Annotated in this window: 17 protein-coding genes and 2 pseudogenes; 6 read left to right on the forward strand and 13 right to left on the reverse strand. The window is 63.5% G+C overall.

All coding sequences use genetic code 11. The annotated features are described in order from the left end of the window. Window positions 1–18: 18 nt before the first annotated feature. The 4 genes from ehuA to ehuB all read right to left on the reverse strand — a co-directional run bounded on the left by ehuA (window position 19) and on the right by ehuB (window position 3204). Window positions 19–816: an ectoine/hydroxyectoine ABC transporter ATP-binding protein EhuA gene (gene ehuA, locus R3F72_RS11625; protein WP_087718667.1), complete on the reverse strand. Its 798-nt coding sequence runs from the start codon at window positions 814–816 to the stop codon at window positions 19–21. Further along, window positions 813–1505 (reverse strand): ectoine/hydroxyectoine ABC transporter permease subunit EhuD, encoded by a 693-nt coding sequence (gene ehuD, locus R3F72_RS11630; RefSeq protein ID WP_087718668.1) that lies wholly within the window; start codon window positions 1503–1505, stop codon window positions 813–815. Before ehuD ends, ehuA begins: the two co-directional genes overlap by 4 nt. A 3-nt stretch (window positions 1506–1508) precedes the next feature. Continuing rightward, window positions 1509–2180 (reverse strand): ectoine/hydroxyectoine ABC transporter permease subunit EhuC, encoded by a 672-nt coding sequence (gene ehuC, locus R3F72_RS11635; RefSeq protein ID WP_087718669.1) that lies wholly within the window; start codon window positions 2178–2180, stop codon window positions 1509–1511. 139 nt (window positions 2181–2319) lie between these two features. After that, on the reverse strand, window positions 2320–3204 hold the full coding sequence (ehuB, locus tag R3F72_RS11640) for an ectoine/hydroxyectoine ABC transporter substrate-binding protein EhuB (RefSeq protein ID WP_332779713.1): 885 nt from the start codon (window positions 3202–3204) through the stop codon (window positions 2320–2322). A 483-nt stretch (window positions 3205–3687) separates the two neighbouring features. Here ehuB and dtd point away from each other — a divergent pair, with 483 nt between their 5' ends. Both dtd and R3F72_RS11650 read left to right on the forward strand, forming a co-directional pair. Further along, the gene (dtd, locus tag R3F72_RS11645) at window positions 3688–4125 is read left to right on the forward strand and encodes a D-aminoacyl-tRNA deacylase (RefSeq protein WP_087718671.1); all 438 of its coding nucleotides are present in this window, start codon (window positions 3688–3690) and stop codon (window positions 4123–4125) included. Window positions 4126–4224: 99 nt separating this feature from the next. Beyond that, on the forward strand, window positions 4225–5001 hold the full coding sequence (locus tag R3F72_RS11650; RefSeq protein ID WP_087718672.1) for an SDR family NAD(P)-dependent oxidoreductase: 777 nt from the start codon (window positions 4225–4227) through the stop codon (window positions 4999–5001). A gap of 250 nt (window positions 5002–5251) precedes the next feature. On the opposite strand, the gene R3F72_RS11655 is transcribed toward R3F72_RS11650, so the two are convergent. Then, on the reverse strand, window positions 5252–7180 hold the full coding sequence (locus R3F72_RS11655; RefSeq protein ID WP_332779714.1) for an ABC-F family ATP-binding cassette domain-containing protein: 1929 nt from the start codon (window positions 7178–7180) through the stop codon (window positions 5252–5254). Window positions 7181–7247: 67 nt separating this feature from the next. Between R3F72_RS11655 and R3F72_RS11660 the strand changes: the two genes are divergently transcribed. Beyond that, window positions 7248–7775, forward strand: a complete 528-nt coding sequence (locus R3F72_RS11660; RefSeq protein WP_332779715.1) for a TIGR02444 family protein — start codon at window positions 7248–7250, stop codon at window positions 7773–7775. 86 nt (window positions 7776–7861) lie between these two features. Next, a complete protein-coding gene (locus tag R3F72_RS11665; RefSeq protein ID WP_332779716.1) occupies window positions 7862–8599 on the forward strand; it encodes an FKBP-type peptidyl-prolyl cis-trans isomerase in 738 nt (245 codons plus the stop codon). A gap of 84 nt (window positions 8600–8683) precedes the next feature. Here the strand turns inward: R3F72_RS11665 and R3F72_RS11670 are convergent, their stop codons facing one another. Continuing rightward, a complete protein-coding gene (locus tag R3F72_RS11670; protein WP_332779717.1) occupies window positions 8684–9217 on the reverse strand; it encodes a hypothetical protein in 534 nt (177 codons plus the stop codon). 94 nt (window positions 9218–9311) lie between these two features. On the opposite strand from R3F72_RS11670, the gene R3F72_RS11675 reads away from it, so the two are divergent. Continuing rightward, window positions 9312–10232, forward strand: coding sequence for an AEC family transporter (locus R3F72_RS11675; RefSeq protein ID WP_332779718.1), 921 nt, complete (start codon window positions 9312–9314; stop codon window positions 10230–10232). A gap of 331 nt (window positions 10233–10563) precedes the next feature. Here the strand turns inward: R3F72_RS11675 and trmB are convergent, their stop codons facing one another. The 4 genes from trmB to R3F72_RS11695 all read right to left on the reverse strand — a co-directional run bounded on the left by trmB (window position 10564) and on the right by R3F72_RS11695 (window position 13962). Beyond that, on the reverse strand, window positions 10564–11292 hold the full coding sequence (gene trmB, locus R3F72_RS11680; RefSeq protein WP_087718679.1) for a tRNA (guanosine(46)-N7)-methyltransferase TrmB: 729 nt from the start codon (window positions 11290–11292) through the stop codon (window positions 10564–10566). A gap of 75 nt (window positions 11293–11367) precedes the next feature. Then, window positions 11368–12165, reverse strand: coding sequence for a thiazole synthase (locus tag R3F72_RS11685; protein WP_087718680.1), 798 nt, complete (start codon window positions 12163–12165; stop codon window positions 11368–11370). Window positions 12166–12196: 31 nt separating this feature from the next. Then, entirely contained in the window at window positions 12197–12397 is a 201-nt protein-coding gene (gene thiS / locus R3F72_RS11690; protein WP_087718706.1) for a sulfur carrier protein ThiS, read from the reverse strand. A gap of 68 nt (window positions 12398–12465) precedes the next feature. Continuing rightward, a complete protein-coding gene (locus R3F72_RS11695; protein WP_332779719.1) occupies window positions 12466–13962 on the reverse strand; it encodes an alanine/glycine:cation symporter family protein in 1497 nt (498 codons plus the stop codon). 189 nt (window positions 13963–14151) lie between these two features. On the opposite strand from R3F72_RS11695, the gene R3F72_RS11700 reads away from it, so the two are divergent. Continuing rightward, the gene (locus tag R3F72_RS11700; protein ID WP_303856806.1) at window positions 14152–14538 is read left to right on the forward strand and encodes a DUF423 domain-containing protein; all 387 of its coding nucleotides are present in this window, start codon (window positions 14152–14154) and stop codon (window positions 14536–14538) included. A 29-nt stretch (window positions 14539–14567) separates the two neighbouring features. On the opposite strand, the gene R3F72_RS11705 is transcribed toward R3F72_RS11700, so the two are convergent. From R3F72_RS11705 to R3F72_RS11715, 3 genes and pseudogenes are all read right to left on the reverse strand, one after another. After that, window positions 14568–14984 carry a PaaI family thioesterase gene (locus R3F72_RS11705; RefSeq protein WP_087718683.1) on the reverse strand — a complete coding sequence of 139 codons (417 nt, stop codon included), beginning with the start codon at window positions 14982–14984 and terminating at the stop codon, window positions 14568–14570. A gap of 182 nt (window positions 14985–15166) precedes the next feature. Then, a pseudogene (locus R3F72_RS11710) lies at window positions 15167–15646 on the reverse strand (copper resistance protein B); the annotation flags it as partial. Window positions 15647–15673: 27 nt separating this feature from the next. Continuing rightward, window positions 15674–15804 (reverse strand): annotated as a pseudogene (locus R3F72_RS11715) (IS5/IS1182 family transposase); the annotation flags it as partial.

The raw sequence follows: 15804 nt of genomic DNA on the forward strand, positions 1-15804 counted from the left end.
GTGGCTCGTGGCTCGTGTTCAATCATCCGGATCGAGAACCGCCTTCAGGAACGCCTTGGTCCGTTCTTCCTTCGGCGCGGTGAAGATATCCTCCGGCTTGCCCTGCTCCTTGATCCGCCCCTGGTCGAAGAAGCAGATACGGTCGGAAACCTGGCGCGCAAAATGCATCTCGTGGGTCACCAGCAGCATGGTCAGGTCGTGCTCGTCCGCCAGAGTGCGAATGACGTTCAACACCTCCCCCACCAGCTCGGGATCCAGCGCCGAGGTCGGCTCGTCGAAGAGCATGACCTTGGGCCGCATCGCCAGCGCACGGGCAATGCCCACACGCTGCTGCTGGCCGCCGGAGAGCTGGTGGGGATACTTGCCGGCCTGATCGGTCAGGCCCACCATCTCCAGCAGCTCCATGCCGCGCTTTCTCGCTTCGGCCTTGCTCACGCCCAGCACCTGCACCGGCGCTTCGGTCAGATTGCGCAGTACCGTCATGTGCGGAAACAGATTGAACTGCTGGAAGACCATGCCCAACTGACTGCGCATCTGGCGCAAATGTTGCTCGCTGGCCGGCGCGAGCGAGTCGCCCTTGCGCTGGTGCCAGAGAGGCTCGCCGCCGACGTAGACGACGCCGTCGTTGATCTCCTCCAGCGTCATCAGGATGCGCAGCACGGTCGACTTGCCGGAGCCGGAAGGGCCGATGATGGTGACCTTCTCGCCGCGCTGGACTTCGAAGTCGAGCTCGTCGAGTACCACGTGATCACCGAAGCGTTTGACGACCTTGTCGAACTTGATGATGGGATCGCGAGTTTTCGTGGCGTCGTTCATTTGAGAGAAAGGCCTCGCTTGGGCAAATGGGTATCCAGGTAGCGCACACCGAAGGACGCGATGATCGTCATTACCAGATAGAGGCCACCCACCATGGAAAGCGGAATCAGATAGCCGCCGGTGCGGTCGCCGATGATCTTGGCCACGCCAAGCATTTCCAGCACGGTCACGACCGACAGCACGGGCACGTCTTTCATGATCGAGACCAGGTAGTTACCCAGCGCGGGAATGATGCGTGGAACCGCCTGCGGCAGAATGATATGGGTAAAGGTTCGCGACGACGCCAGATTGAGCGCCCGCGCCGCTTCGCGCTGCCCCTTGGCCACAGCCTCCAGGCCCGCGCGATAGACTTCCGAGGTGTAGGCGCTGTACTGCACGCCCAGCGCCAGCGCACCGGTCAGGAACGCCGGCAGCGTCAGTCCGAACTCGGGCAGAACGTAGAACAGGAAGAACAGCTGGATCAGCAGTGGCGTATCGCGGATGAATTCCGTCACCAGCTTGGCCGGCCAGCGGATGAGGCGAGTCGGCGCGCTCTTCAGCGCCGCCAGCACCAGCCCCAGGATCAGGGCGATAAAGAAGCCGACCACGGTGGCCTGCAGGGTCACCACCAGACCATGCAGCAGAATCGGAAAGATCGAGACCGCAAAGGCCCACTGGCTACTGGTATCCCATTCGATGCCGAAAAACATGCGTTATCTCCCCGCCGCGCGCCAGCGGCCAACGTAGCGTTCCAGCAGTTTCATGCACGCGGTCAATACCAGCGCCATGCCGAAGTACATGAACAGGACCAGGGTATAGACGGTCACGCTGTCCTGAGTGAAGTTGCGGATCTGTTCGGCGCGGAAAGCCATGTCGCCCAGCGAGATCAGCGATACCAGCGCGGTGTCCTTGAGATTCTGAACCGCGAGATTGCCGAAGGTCGGCATCATCTCCGGGATCGCCTGGGGCAGCGTGATTCGCCAAAGCCGCTTGCGCGAGGTGAAATTGAGCGCCGTCGCCGCCTCGTACTGCTCCTTGGGCACGGCCTGCACCGCGCCACGCACGACCTCGGCCCCATAGGCACCGATATTCAGCGCCAGCGCGACTACCCCTGCCACCACCGGTGGAAAGCGCAGGTCGAGACCGATCGCCTGTCCCATGATGGGCAGCGCGAAGTAGATCCAGAACAGCTGCACCAGCAGCGACGTACCGCGAAAGATTTCGATATAGGCAACGCTGATTCCCTTGAGCAGGGGATTGTGAGACAGCTTGCCGAGACCGAAGAGGAAGGCAAAGATGCCGCCCAGAATCGTCGAGTAGACCGTGAGTTGCACGGTCACCCACGCACCCTGGGACAAGGGGGCGAGATAGCTCGTCCATTCCATCGGGGAGACTCCGCATTCGCTAACGAACGGTCCCGGCAGTACCGGCACCGTTCAAGGACGAACCGAACGCTCGCCCGAGAACCGTCGTCTCGAGCGAGCGCTCACCGTCACATCGGGTTCAGAAGTTCGATTGCAAAACTCAGGAATCCGCGGTGCAAAGCTCTTCCGTGGTACGGTGACTGGAGCCGTCGACATCGGCCTGGCTGAAACCGTAACCCATCAGCGTCTCGCTCCAGTCGTCGGTCTGCTTGTACTCTTCGAGTGCTTCGTTGACCGCATCGCGCAGTTCGGTATTGTCGCTGTTGAACGCGAACGCGCCCCAGCTACGCACTTCTTCGCCATCGATGACCGGGTCCACGAATTCCGCTGCCGACTCGACGTCATCGCTCTTGCCCGCCAGCTCGCTGACCGTCAGGCTGGTCGCGGCATAGGCATCGGCGCGGCCGGTCGAAACTGTGGAGATCGCATCGGCATTGCTGGAGATGGTGACCATGTTCTCCTGCGGTACGCCGAGCGCCTGCAGCATGTCCAACTGATCCGCGCCCGCCATGATGGCGATCTTGGCGTCGCCCTCGACGAAGTCGCTGAACGCATGCAGATCCTTGGGATTGCCTTCCTTGACCAGCAGCCCTTCACCGTAGGAGGAGTTGGGCTCGGAGTAGATCACCTGCTGGCAGCGATCCGGCAACACGGCCATCTCGGCCGCGGCGATATCGAAACGGTTCGCCTGCAAGCCCGGAATCAGCGAGCTGAAGTTGGTAGTGACCCACTCGATGTCGTCGACGCCCATCTCGTTCATGATATGGCGGATGACATCGGGCCCAGCGCCCTTGGCCTCACCGCTCATGTCCATGTAGCCGTAGGGAATTTCGTTGGCGACGGCGATCTTGATCGAACCGGAATCCTTGATTTCCTGGAGTGACGCGGCCTGCGCGATGCCTACGGCCAGGCAGGAAAGTACGGAACCGGCAATCAGTGTCGTGACGCCTTTATTGATAACGTCTTTATTGATGTTGTATCGCATCGTTCAAATCTCCGTCTGCAAGGTTCGGATCCGCAGCGGCGGATCGCGATTAACTCAAGTTTTCGGTGACGGGCGCATTATCGTTTTCATCTCGCCCAGCTTGGCGTGGCCTCGTCAAAATTGTCATGATCCATTCTCGACAAACCAGGACAATTCGTTGCAGCTCGATCCGTCTGGATAGTAGCACCACCCAAGCAGCGGGCGTCAAAGCCTTTATTGACCCATGACAATTGCGCCCCGGCGCCGTCAAAACCCGCTATTCAAAGGCGATTCAATCATCGCGACGTGAGCAGGCAGCGTGTGGCGCCAGTTTCCAGCAGTCACCCAACCCTTGAGGCATGGGTAACATAAACATACGTTCTAGTACCGCCTGTTTTCAATAACGCTTTGCTTGCTACTAATCTCGATCATTTCATCGGGGGCTCAGCGTGCTAAACTTTCGCTCATCGCCCCATTCCCAATCGAGAGAGATGCCAAACCGCCATGCGAGCTCTGATCCAGCGAGTCAGCCGGGCCTCGGTCGACATCGACGGCGAGACCGTCGGGCGTATCGATCAAGGATTGCTGGCGCTCGTCGGCGTCGCCGCGGAAGACGACCGGACCAACGCCGACCGCTTGCTGCACAAGCTGCTGCACTACCGGGTGTTCGCGGATGGCGAGGGACGCATGAATTGCAACCTGCAACAGATCGAGGGCGGGTTGCTGCTGGTCTCCCAGTTCACGCTGGTGGCATCGACCGACAAGGGGCTGCGCCCGAGTTTTTCCAGCGCCGCGCCGCCGGCCCACGGCCAGGCCATGTTCGACTATCTGGTTGAGCAGGCCCAAACGGCGTGGCCCAAAGTGGCAACCGGCCGGTTCGGCGCGGACATGCAGGTCGAGCTGATCAACGACGGGCCGGTGACTTTCATGCTGGAAACTTGAGCTGACCGACGGCTCGGGTAATAACGATGCCCGCCGGATTCGGCGGTGCATAAACAGGGAACAGCGGCCATTCGAGCCGCGATGAAAGGATTCTCGATCATGACTCACCCCCTCGCCATCATTACCGGCGGCGCCCAGGGCATCGGGCGCGCCACGGTGGAGCTCCTGCTGGACGAAGGCTGGCGTGTCGCGGCGCTGGATCGCGATCCGGAAGCGGTGGCCGAACTCGATGCCGACTACCCCGAGGCAACGCTGCTGGCCATGGTGGTCGACGTCAGCGACGAACTGCAGGTCAAGGAAGCCTTCCAGCATCTGACGGATTGGCAGCAGGAAAACGATCAGTCCACGGGCGTGGATCTGCTGGTCAACAACGCCGGCCTCGCCGACCCGGTGTGTGGCCCGATCGAGGACCTGGCGCTGGCGGACTGGCGACGATGGCAGGAGAGCCACCTGACCGGCGCCTTCCTGTGCACCCGCGCCGCCGTGCCCGGCCTGCGCCACCGTGGCGGCGCCATCGTCAACATCGCCTCCACGCGCGCCCTGCAATCGGAACCCCACTGCGAGTCCTATGCGGCGGCCAAGGGTGGGCTGCTCTCCATGACCCATGCACTCGCCGTCAGCCTGGGGCCGGAGATTCGCGTCAATGCCATCTGCCCGGGCTGGATCGAAACCGGACCGTGGCAAAAGACTAGCCAGCGTAGCGAGCCTGAACATCGCGATATCGATCGCAACCAGCATCCGGCAGGACGCGTCGGCCAGCCCGCCGATGTCGCCGCGACGATAGCCTTTCTCGCCAGCGACAAGGCGGGGTTCATTACCGGCCAGCACATCAGCGTGGATGGAGGGATGACCAGAAAGATGATCTACGCCGATTAGCCGCGAGCCGCGAGCCGCGAGCCGCGAGCCGCGAGCCGCGAGCCGCGAGCCGCGAGCCGCGAGCCGCGAGCCGCGAGCCGCGAGCCGCGAGCCGCGAGCCGCGAGCCGCGAGCCGCGAGCCGCGAGCCGCGGAATTCAGGATTCGATCCCGCTGAAAGTTCGCAATCCCTTTCTCGAAGCTCGAAGCTCGAAGCTCGAAGCTCGAAGCTCGAAGCTCGAAGCTCGAAGCCAGCGGCCAGCATCAATGGCGTCAGGATTCCGCCTGCAGCAGTTCCGCCTCCATCGCCTCCAAGGCCTCTTCCGCCGCCATCCAGTCACTCTCGAGCTGCTCCACCTCGGCCTGAAGCTCGCCCTGTTCGCGGACCAGGCGCGCCAGCTCGTCCTTGCGGGCGGCGTCGTAAATGTCCGGGTCCGCCAGCCGCGCCTCCAGGGCCGAAAGGGCTGCCTGCGCCTTGTCGAGCTTCTTTTCCGTCGCGTCGCGCTGCTTGCGCAGCGGCTTCATCTGCTCGCGACGTTCGGCGGCTGCCCGCCGCGCCGCCTTGCGATCGCCGCCATCCGCCGGCCCTTTCTCCTGGCGCGCCTCCTGCTTCAGGTCGCGCCGCCGCTCCGTTTCCCGGGACTTCAGCCACTGGTGGTAATCGTCGAGATCGCCATCGAAAGGCTCGACGCGCCCGTCGGCAACGCGCCAGAACGTATCGACGCTGGCCCGCAGCAGGTGACGGTCGTGAGACACGATGATCACCGCGCCTTCGTACTCCGCCAGCGCTTCGGCCAGTGCCTCGCGCATGTCCAGATCGAGGTGGTTGGTCGGCTCGTCCAGCAGCAGCAGGTTGGGCTTTTCCCAGGCCACCAGCGACAGCGCCAGACGCGCCTTCTCGCCACCGGAGAACCGCGACACGTCGCCGAACACGTCGTCGCCACGGAAGCCGAACCCCCCGAGGAAGTTGCGAATCGACAGATCGCTGGCCGTGGGCGAGAGCCGCTGCACGTGGGTGAACGGCGTCGCGCCGAGATCCAGATGCTCCAGCTGATGCTGGGCGTAGTAGCCTACCACCAGGTTCTCGCCCGGTACGCGGGCGCCGGCGAGCGGCGGCAGATCGCCGATCAGGGTCTTGATCAGCGTCGATTTACCCGCGCCGTTGGGCCCCAGCAAGCCGATACGCTCACCGGGCAGGATCGACGCTTTCACGCCTTCGAGGATCGTGCGCTCGGGATACCCCAGCGAGGCCTGATCCAGCGATAGGAGCGGCGTCGAGGTCTTGTCGGCACACGGCAGTTGAAAGCGGAACGGCGAATCGACCCGCGCCGCGGCGATGGTCTCCATGCGCTCAAGCATCTTCAATCGGCTCTGGGCCTGACGCGCCTTGGTCGCCTTGGCGCGGAAGCGCTCGACGAAGCCTTCGATCTCCGCCCGCCGCGCTTGCTGCTTCTCGAACGCCGCCTGTTGCTGGATCTGGCGCTCGGCACGGGCACGTTCGAAGGCGCTGTAATGGCCGCGATAGAGCATCAACTGGCCCTGATCGATATGCAGGATGTGGTCGCAGACCGCGTCGAGGAAATCGCGATCGTGGGAGATCAGCATCAGCGTGCCGGGATAGCGCGTCAGCCACTGCTCGAGCCACAGCAGCGCATCCAGATCCAGGTGGTTGGTCGGCTCGTCGAGCAACAGGATTTCCGACGGCGTGAACAGCGTCCGGGCCAGACCCACGCGCATCCGCCAGCCACCGGAGAAGGCCGCCAGCGGGCGATAGAGATCGTCCTGGGCGAACCCCAGCCCGGCGAGCAGCTGTTCGGCGCGAGCCCGGGCGGTATAGCCATCGAGGGCCTCGATCTGGCCGTGCAGCACGGCTTCGCGCTGCATGTCACCATTGGCCTGCGCCTCGGCCAGCGCGGTCTCCGTCTCGCGCAAGGCGTCGTCACCGTCGAGCACGAACTCCACCAGCGGCCGTTCAATGGCGGAAACCTCCTGTGCCATGTGGGCGATCCGCTTGCCACCGGCGATCTCGACGCTACCGGCGTCGGCGCCGAGCTCACCCCGGATCAGCGCGAACAGGCTCGACTTGCCGGCACCATTGGCACCGACGATGCCGACCTTCTGCCCCTCGTGCAGCATCAGGTCGGCGCCCTCGAACAGTCGTCGGGTGCCGCGTTGCAGGGCGAGTTGGCGGAATGCGATCATGCCGGGCTCCAGGGCGCATCGAATGGGCGCTCATTCTATCAGCCATCCGCCACCGGTATGGAATGTCATGTCCGTCACCGCTGCATCCGACTCGCTCTGGTCCGATTCACTCTGGTCCTATGCCCTGGACCGCTACGCTCGCTCCGGCGTCGAGGCCGAATGCCTGATGCTGCAGGATGAACACGGCTGGGACATCTGCGAACTGCTGTGGGTCGCCTGGCTGAGCGAGCGCCGCCAACGCCCTGACCCGGCGGCAGCCAATGCCCTGGCCGAGGCGAGATGCTGGCAACGCGAGATGACCGTACCGCTGCGCGAGCGACGACGCGCATTGAAAAGCGAGGCGCAGCGGCGGCCGCAGCTGGAGCCGTTACGCCAGACGCTCAAGCAGGCCGAGCTGCAGGCCGAACGCGAGATGCTGACGCGCCTGGAAGCGCTCCCCACGCTCGTCGCCGAGGGGAATTCCCCGCTCGAGCAGGCGCTGGCTTCCTGCCGAACCCTGCGCGACATGACGGCCGACGATTACCTGCCGTTACGCCGATTGATGACGCGCTGGACAATCGATGCCCCGGATGCGGAACCAAAACCCACCTGTTAGAGTCACAACACGACTATCCAGCCGGTGTTCGAGGCTTCTTTACACTCTGGCCAACATCGGTTTCATTCGTGACCCAAGGAGTTTGCATGAAACGTTTGGTAACCGCCGTCGCGCTCGGCAGCATCATGACGCTGCCGCTGACAGCCTTCGCGCAGGACAAGGTCGATCTCGACAGTGACCAGGCGAAGCTCAGCTACAGCATCGGCGCCACGCTGGGTCAGGGTCTGTCCAAGGACATCAAGGATCTCGACGTCGATGCCTTTGCGGCGGCCATCAAGGACGTCTACGGCGACGCCGACCTGCAGATGAGTCAGGACGAGATCAGCAGCACGCTGACCCAGTATCAGCAGCAGAAGATCGCCGAGCAGAAAGCCGAGCAGAAGAAGGTCGCGGACGAAAACCGCAAGAAGAGTGAAGCCTTCCTCGCCGAAAACGCCAAGAAAGAGGGCGTCGAGACCACCGATTCCGGCTTGCAGTACAAGGTCCTGGAATCCGGTGACGGCGAATCCCCGAGCGCCGACGATACCGTTCGCGTCAACTACGAAGGCACCCTGCCGGACGGCACCGTCTTCGACAGCTCCTACAAGCGTGGCGAACCGATCTCGTTCAAGGTCGATCAGGTCATCCCCGGCTGGCAGGAAGCGCTGAAGATGATGCACGTCGGCGATACCTGGGAAATCGCCGTTCCCTCCGACCTCGCTTACGGCCCGGCCGGTACCGGCGGCCCCATCGGCCCCAACCAGGCGCTGAAGTTCAAGGTCGAGCTGCTTGCCATCAACCCCGACGACAGCAGCAGCGACGCGGGTGACAACGGCGACAGCTAAACGCCGACGGCGTGGCTTTCGTCTCGCTCGCCACGTTCACCCACCGCTATACCGACGCCGGCCCATCGAGGCCGGCGTCGGCGTTTACAGGCAGCGCCTGTCGTCTCTTCCCGTCGGCCCGCCCAGCTCCTGGCTGTCGAAGTCGAACCAGCTGCCTTTCAAGCCATGATCGCTCAGCACCACCACCTGCGCGCGCCAGGCATCCACGTGAGCGCTGCACAGCCCCAGCGTTCCCTGCCCGACGAACAAGCCATCCCCTTTCGACTGTAGCGAAAGCCGCCGCGACTGCACGTTCATGTCGCGACCGATGAACTGGACCGTCACCGATTGCGGCGCGCGGCCATGAACGCGAACCTCGAACGTCAACATGCCTTCGCCGTCGTGCACCTCCTGCAACGCGAACCCCAATGACGAATCGATCCCAAGGTTGGCGTGGCACCCACCATCCAGCAGCACGCAGCCTTGTGCCGGCGGATACCAGGTCACGTCACGGGTCGACTCCCGCAGGTAGTAGTAATCGAGCAAATACCAGAGCGCGATGACGATCGTCATCAGAGTGACGCCGATCAGCAGGTTGAGCATTCGCGGTCTGGGAGTTTCCTCTTCGTAGGCAGCCATGGACTTTCGAAGACTCCAAGGGTTGGGTATTAGTCGATAAACTGGCCGGCACCGGCGCCGCGAACCTCATCGGAGCGCTCGACAAGGATGACACATGAGCGATATCGCTAACGCCCTGGGCCCGCTTTTTCTGCTGATTCTACTCGGAGCCGCCCTGGGTTGGGCACGATTTCCGGGTGGCGATTTCTGGCCCCGACTCGAGCGTTTCATCTACTACCTGCTGTTCCCGGCCATGCTGGTGGCAACGCTGGCGACCGCGGACGTCAGACAGGTGCCGGTACTGCGCCTCGGCGTGACGCTGCTCGGCACCATGACACTGCTGGGCCTGGGCCTCTGGCTGGCGCGACATCGCCTGGCGCTGGCGCCTCCCGCCTTCACTTCGGCCTTTCAGGGCGTGGTCCGCTTCAACACCTACGTCGGCGTCGCCGGTGCCACGGCGTTGCATGGCGCGACCGGCACCACGGTGGCGGCCGTGGCGGTCGCGCTGATGGTACCGACCGCCAATATTCTCTGCGTGCTGGCCTTCATCGCGTCCGGCACGCTGGGTAGCGCCAGCCTGCGTCGCAGCGCCGTGGCGTTGCTGCGGAACCCGCTGATTCTGGCCTGCCTGCTGGGGATCGCGCTGAATCTCAGCGGTATCGGCCTGCCCGGCTGGAGCTTCGAGGCCATTGAACTGCTCGGCAATGCCGCTCTGCCGCTGGGGCTGGTCGCCGTGGGCGTGGCACTGCGCCCCCAGGCACTATGGCACAGCGGCAAGGCATTCTGGCTGTCGAGCGCACTCAAGCTGCTCGTCACCCCTTTGATCGTACTGGCGCTGGCCTGGATGGTCGGCCTTCACGGCGCGGACCGAGATGTCGCGCTGCTGTTCGCCGCGCTGCCGACCGCCACGTCGGCGTATATCCTGGCCCGTCAACTGGGCGGTGACGCGGAACTGATGGCCGCCGTGATCACCGGCCAGACGCTGCTGGCCATGGCGACATTGCCGCTGCTCTTGAACGCTTTTGGCGTGAACTGAGCACACGGTGTCGGGAGGAATTGACCGCCCCAAATAAAAAAGATTCTCGTTACGCTTGCAACGATGAATGAGAATGATTAACCTTTCCATCGTGGCGTCGCCAAACGCCACTGACCACAGCAGCGAATGTCAGGTTCCTGCCATGGTTATCTCCTCATCATGCTAGTCACGGTCCTTAGTGCCGCCCTGCCCAGGGCGGCCTTTTTTATGCCCGTGACCCAGGTATGCCGGCGCCCCAGGGCCGCGGCAGGCCGGCGACCTTGACGGCACAGCTTGGCGCGGCGGGTCTCGTCTTTCTGATCTCGGCGTTCGGCGATGGGCAGCGGCGCGATCAGACGCGCCGGTAGATGAGATCCCAGACGCCGTGACCCAGGCGCTCGCCACGCTGTTCGAACTTGGTCAGCGGGCGGAAATCGGGGCGCTCGACGTAGGGCGCCGTCTCGGCCGGCGCGGTGTTGACGAACCCCGGCGCCTCGGCCATCACCTCCGCCATGAACTCGGCATAGGGCTGCCAGTCGGTCGCCATGTGCAGCTTGCCGCCCGGCTCGAGGCGGGAACGCACCAGCTCGACGAACGGCAACTGCACGATACGCCGCTTGTGGTGTTTCTTCTTGGGCCACGGGTCGGGGAAGAAGAGCTGCAGCGTGTCGATGCTCGCTTCCGGCAGGCAGTCCGCCAGCACGGCGAGCGCATCCTCGCGATAGACACGCAGGTTGGTAAGCCCGCGTTTGTCGGCCTCGTCGAGCAGCTTGCCCACGCCGGGTGCGTGAACCTCGATGCCGATGAAGTCCGTCTCGGGATGGCGCTCGGCCTGCTCGACCAGCGACTTGCCCATGCCGAAGCCGATTTCCACCACGCAGGGCGCCTTGCGGCCGAACAGCTGCTCGAGATCCTGGCGGCCATCGGCCAGCGTCAGCCCCCACTTGGGCCAGACCTCCTTCAGGCCACGCTCCTGCGCTGCCGTCATGCGTCCGGCGCGCAGCACGTAACTCTTGATGCCACGGCGCACGGGCGCCTCTTCGGCGGGAGATTGGGTATCGGGCGTCGTCTTGTCAGTCATGCGGAGGAATCAACAGGGCAAGTAAAGGAAATGGCCGCTGGCTGGCAGCGGCCCTGCGGGAGTCGACCGGAAGGCTCAGGCGTTGATCCGCCCGGCGAACGGCGAAGAGGGGCTGGCGCTCTGGCGGCGCGGCATGCGTTCGGCGAGAAACGCTTCGCGCCCGGCTTCGATCGCCTTGCGCATGGCGTGGGCCATCATCACCGGATGCCTGGCGTGGGCGATGGCGGAATTCATCAGCACGCCATCGCAGCCCATCTCCATCGCCAACGCCGCATCGGAAGCCGTGCCGATCCCGGCATCGACCAGCACCGGCACCTCGGCGTGCTCGATGATGAGCGCCAGCGTCGCCGGATTGAGCAGGCCATTGCCGGAGCCGATCAGCGAGCCCAGCGGCATCACCGCGCAGCAGCCGCGCTTTTCGAGTTCCTTGGCAACGATCGGATCGTCGCTGGTGTAGACCATGACGTCGAAGCCGTCGTTGACCAGGGTCTCGGCGGCAGCCAGCGTCTCGACCACATTGGGATAGAGCGTCTTCTCGTCGCCCAGCACTTCGAGCTTGACCAGGTTGTGGCCATCGAGCAGTTCGCGCGCGAGCTTGCAGGTCCGCACGGCATCCTTGGCGGTGTAACAGCCGGCGGTATTGGGCAGCAGCGTGTAGCGCGACGGCGATATCGCATCGAGCAGGTTGGGCTCGTCCGGGTTCTGGCCCAGGTTGGTCCGACGGACCGCGAACGTCACCACGTCGGCAGCGCTCGCCTCGATGGCTGCGGCGGTTTCGTCGAAGTCGCGGTATTTACCGGTGCCGACCAGCAATCGAGACGCAAAGCGGCGTCCGGCCACGATCAGCGGGGTGTCCTGGATCAACTGAGACATGAATGACTCCTGGTCATGGATCTGGGGGGGATCAACCCCCGCCGATGGCATGCACGATCTCCACGCTGTCGCCGTCGTTCAGGCGCGTCTGCGCGTGCAGGCTGCGTGGCACGATCTCTTCGTTGACTTCGATGGCGATACGCCGCCCCGTCAGGCCGAGCGAATCGACCAGTTGGGCCAGTGTCTGCTCGCCATCGAGCTGGCTGGGTTCACCGTTGAGCTGAATCTGCATGGCGGCCTCCCTGAAGCAGATCTCGAGGAGGCGCATTGTAGCGCCTCAAGGAGAACCAGGCATCCCGGTCAGGCGTCGCGCGCGACTTGGTCGGTGCTTTCGCGCGCGGGCCAGACGTCGGCGTCGACCTGTTCGGGGCGCTTCAGCACCTTCTTGGGATCGAACGTCGGCTCGTGCACGCCCGCCTTGCGCTGACGCTCGTAATCCTTGAGCACGCGCAGCGCGATCGGACACAGCAGCAGAATCGCGATGAGGTTGGTCGTGGCCATCAACCCCATGGCGAGGTCGGCAAAGTCCCACACGAACTGCAACTGCGCCACGGAACCGATCATGACCATCGCCAGCACCGCCACCCGCAGTACTGAAACCGCGGCCTTGGCACGGCCCCGGAACAGATATTCGATGTTGATCTGCGAGTAGGAGAAGTTGGCGATGATCGAGGTAAACGCGAACAGGAAGATGGCGATCGCGATGAAGATCTCGCCGAAGCTGCCAAGGTGATCGACCATCGCGTCCTGGGTCAACTGGATGCCGACGATGTCCTGACCCGGCGAGGTGCTCATCAGGCGCTCGTAGACACCGGAAAGCAGAATCACCACCGCCGTGCAGCTGCAGATCACCAGGGTATCGATGAATACGCCGAAGGACTGCACCAGCCCCTGCGCCGCCGGATGCTTGACGTCGGCCTGGGCGGCGGCATTAGGCGCCGAGCCCATGCCCGCCTCGTTGGAGAACAGGCCACGCTTGATGCCGTTTTCCATCGCAATCTTGATAGTGTAGCCGACGGCGCCGCCCACCGCCGGGCCATAACCGAAGGCGCTCTTGACGATCAGCTCCAGCATGGCGGGCACTTCGCCGATGTTCACCACCAGTACGTACAGCGCCACCAGGAAGTATCCGATGGCCATGATCGGCACGATCTTCTCGGCGGTGCGCGCCACGGACTTGAGCCCGCCGTAGATCACCAGCGCAGTGATGATCACCAATGCGACGCCGGTCACCCAGTTGGGAATCGAGAACGCCTGGGACAGCCCCTGCGCGATGGTGTTGGACTGCGCGCCGTTGAAGGCCAGGCCGTAGGCGATCAACAGGAAGATCGCGAACAGCACGCTCATCCAGCGCTGCCCCAGCGCCCGTTCGATGTAGTAAGCGGGGCCGCCGCGGAAGACACCGTCCTCGTTGCGCTTCTTGTAGGTCTGGGCCAGCGTCGACTCGATGAAGGAGGTCGCGAAGCCGACCAGCGCCGTCATCCACATCCAGAAGATCGCCCCGGGGCCACCGACCCACAGCGCAATCGCCACGCCCGCGAGGTTGCCGGTGCCGACCCGAGCCGCCAGCGAGGTCGCGAAGGCCTGAAAGCCGCTGACGCCACTGCCGGAACCGCGGCTGTTGAAAGTAACGCGAGCCATGTGACCGAACAGCCGGAACTGCATGAAACCGGTGAGAACGGTGAACAGAACCCCCGCCCCCAACAGCAGATAAAGCAGAATATAGGTCCAGACGAATTCGCTGACCGGAGTCATGACCGAGTAGACCGCGTCGTGAAGCGTGTTGATGAATTCCATTTCGGAGATCCTTGGGGGTAACGATGACGTCGCAAACGCTGCAGGGCGGCTGCCGAGGCGGTTTTTTACGCGCTAGACTAGCGGGCGTCAATTCCGCGGCTGACGCCCCTAGGGATGGCTGACGTTTCACGCAAGGCCGCACCGACCGTCAACATCCCCAAAGCATAGTCGCCATCAAGGAGTCGCAACATGCACCAAAAGTGGGCCTGGAGTTTCGCTGCCCTGAGCGGATTCGTTCTCGTGGCGGCCGGTGCCTTTGGCGCCCATGCGCTGACCAGCACGCTCTCCCCGCGCGATCTCGAAGTCTTCCATACCGCCGTACGCTACCAGGCCTGGCACACCTTGGCGGTCATGGCCGTGCTCGCCTGGCATGGACAACGCGCCCTGCAGGGGCAGATGCTGGCCATCAAGCTCTGGTTCGCGGGCATGGTGCTGTTCAGCGGCTCGCTCTACTGCCTGGTGCTGGTTGGCGCACGCCCGCTGGGGATAGTCACGCCCTTCGGCGGTCTGCTGTTGATGGCGGGCTGGCTGGTGCTGGCGTGGAGTGCCTGGCGTCAACGGCCGGCTACGGCGTAGATCGAAGCGTCCTGCATCAAGCCCGCGCTTCAGTCATCCCGATCCGGCAGCACGTAGGTCGCCGTCACCAGCGCGACGGGCTCGTCGTCGCCGGTGGAAAAGAGCTGGACCTCGCCTACCGCGAGACGCTGGCCGAGCTTGAGAATGCGTGCGTTGGCGATCAGGTCCCGGTCGCTGCGCGCACGCCGCAAAAAATGGCAATTGAGATTGCTGGTCACCGCCATCGCCTCCGGCCCGATCTGGGCCAGAACCGCCACATAGAGACAGACGTCGGCCAAGTTGACCATCGACGGACCGGAAACACAGGCGCCGGGGCGCAAATGCTCGTCCTCGATCGCCAGGCTCATGGTCGCCCGCATGTGATCCACGGCCTCGATGGTGCCCTGACGCTGAGGAAAGACGTCATCGAGGAAGTCCTCGATTTCGGCGGCGGTCATTACGGTCATGGCAAGTTCTCCCCTGGCAACGGTGCTCGAGACGGCGGCGCAGTGGTCAAGATAGCGCAACACTACTCGAACACACACTACAGTGCGCCTCGAACCGACTCACCGTCTCCACTGCGCATTTGCGCCACCACCCATGTATTCCGCAAACACTACCCGACGTTGCCCTGAATCCACCGGATGATTCACAAGATTAGTCTGATACCCGCGACAACGCCCGTGCCCTCCGTTCTATCACCGCTGGCACGAGTTAGATCCGCAGTCTCACCGTACTCCTTTTCCCAGTAAGCGCCGATGTAAGGCGCGACACGGCGCGTTACCTCGTAGCCTAATCGCATGCCGACACGCACGGAGTTCAATCCTTCGCCCACGCCAAATGCTTCGACTCCATTGGCGGCCATGGCGATTTCCGTGCGTGGCTGCAGGTAAAGCCGCTGGGTCAGGCGCAGGTCGTATTCGCCCTCGAAACTGGCGGCCAGATCGCCGTCCTCGCTGAGCTGTAGGGCGACGTCCGTTTCGATACCGTAGGGCATCACACCCTGCAGGCCGACCACACCGTAGGTGCGCTCGGCGTGATCATCGGAAAACACGCCGCCCTGGTAACCCACGCCGCCCTGTAGTTCCCAAAAATCCGCAATCAGGCGGCTGTAGAGCAGTTCAAGGGATTCGAACTCGGCATCTTCGCCGTCGCCCTACGCTCTGTCTGAAAAATAGACCCGTAAACAGCGCTCGATGCAGGCCAGCGTGACCATGGCACGGTAACTTTTTGCCAGCTTGTCGTAGCGAGTACAAAGTCGCCGCTTTTCCTTCATCCAGCCAAATA

Source organism: Salinicola sp. 4072 (genome assembly GCF_036663415.1).
Classification (GTDB): Bacteria; Pseudomonadota; Gammaproteobacteria; order Pseudomonadales; family Halomonadaceae; genus Salinicola; species Salinicola salarius_A.